This window comes from Bdellovibrio bacteriovorus, from assembly GCF_001592755.1.
Taxonomy (GTDB): Bacteria; Bdellovibrionota; Bdellovibrionia; order Bdellovibrionales; family Bdellovibrionaceae; genus Bdellovibrio; species Bdellovibrio bacteriovorus_E.
In genome coordinates this window covers 249,192-250,957 of sequence record NZ_LUKF01000003.1, presented here as the reverse complement: position 1 = coordinate 250,957, position 1,766 = coordinate 249,192, and the positions used below count along the sequence as shown (strand labels likewise).

Genomic DNA, 1,766 nt, shown 5'->3' with positions numbered 1-1,766 from the left:
ACTTACTTACTTACTTACCAACAAACCAACAAACAAACCAATCAACCAACAAACAAACAAACAAACAAACAAACTAACAAACTAACTAACTAACTAACTAACTAACTAACTAACTAACTAACTAACTAACTAACTAACTAACTAACTAACTAACAGACGTCTATCTAACAATCTGACTGATAGATCAACTAACTACCATTAAACTAGCAGCCTACACACATATCTAACTACAAAGATACACACTCATACATGCTTACTCTTGTTCTAACTTACTTCTTCGTGCTGCATGTTTCATATTTTTACTTCCGACTCCTGTCAGATAAATTCTAACTTTTAAGTCTTAATTCTTTTGAGCTTTTAAAATCCAATCCGCAGCTTTCAGCGGCCTGGATGTTATGGGTTCGGCACAAAATTCTCAGATTGTTGATTTCATTGCTTCCACCCAATGCCAGCGGATGAATGTGATCTAACTGCAATTGAAATTTTGATCCGCATTTCTGTTTGGTTATAGGGTTGATGAACTCGCAGCAACCTCCCGCTTTTTGCAACAGTCTGCGCTTGGTATGCACGGAGAGATATTTCCGAGATGAAGAAGTTCGAGAAAGACTTTGCAGAACCGCCGTAGCGTTGACGGGCTGTGTTGGTATTTTCAGCACGGTGGGCTTATTCTCTTTAGTTAAGGTATTTCTTCCGGCCAACTTTTTGGTATTAAATTTCTTGGCTAAGATTGAAATGATCTCAGACCAAGAACCATCGGGACAGATGTGAGAAAGAAGGCTTTTTGCTTCCTCCAGTTCTTGAAACTGTTCTTTTGTTAAAGTGATTTCCATGCGAACAGAGTCGTCCGCTTGCGGCTTTAATTTTTCATGGGTTTGAATCGGTAGGCCAAGTTCCACTGCTAAAACTTTATGAGTTTCAAAAGTATTTTTGTTTTCGATTTTACTTAAAACTTCCTGCGCGATAATTGCGGATTGCCCTTTGGTGCACTTTTGTACTTCCGTCAGCTGAGTCAAGTTGAGACTGCCATTTTCAATCTCTTCCGCCACTGCAGGAACTTGCTTTAACAATCTTGCAGATTGCAAGCGACGATAAGCACTTCCTTCCGAATAACCAAGCCCCCGAGTTAAGTAAGAATACATTCCGTCAAAGCCAAGATCGGCATAGATTTTACGTTCTTCGATTTCAGCGATGTGAAGCAAAACCAAGTGAGTGATTTTTCGTTCGGTACGCACGAGCTTTTCAAAGCGCAAAATAAGTTGTTCGTTAGAAGTGTTTTGAAATTTAAATAAATGCTTATTTTCCATCGAAAAGCCTCCGATGAAGACCTTATACCATAGAAATTTCAGAGTGATTTTTGGGCGTTTCTGTCTGGAGATGATAATTCGAAATAGTTCTTTAATGCTACTCAAGACGCTCTAATCTTGCCGATGTTAAAAGTTTTCCGAATAAACAAGAAGCGTCCTGCGAAAACTAAAATCGCTTCAAAGATTAAACTTTAAAAACTCGAAATTCACCCGCAAGAAAAATCTTTAAAAAAATTTAAATGAGCCTTATCAACGCACCATATCCTCGCTGCGAAATCATGGTCCCTCAATGCGCCGATTTTTTTGTATGAAGCTCGTGAGTATCGTCTTGGATTTTTTATTGGTATTCAATCTTTGCGTTTACTTCATCGTCCAGGTCATTTCGTTCTATTTGTCCGTTTGCTATTTGCTTATCGGTCTATCGATCTATTGGTTTATTGGCTTGTTGGTTTGTTGGTTTGT

Annotated in this window: 1 protein-coding gene; it reads right to left on the bottom strand. The window is 38.5% G+C overall.

What is annotated here, in order from left to right:
* Positions 1 to 326 precede the first annotated feature (326 nt).
* Positions 327 to 1,304: an HNH endonuclease gene (locus AZI85_RS05115; RefSeq protein WP_063243065.1), complete on the bottom strand. Its 978-nt coding sequence runs from the start codon at positions 1,302 to 1,304 to the stop codon at positions 327 to 329.
* Positions 1,305 to 1,766 lie beyond the last annotated feature (462 nt).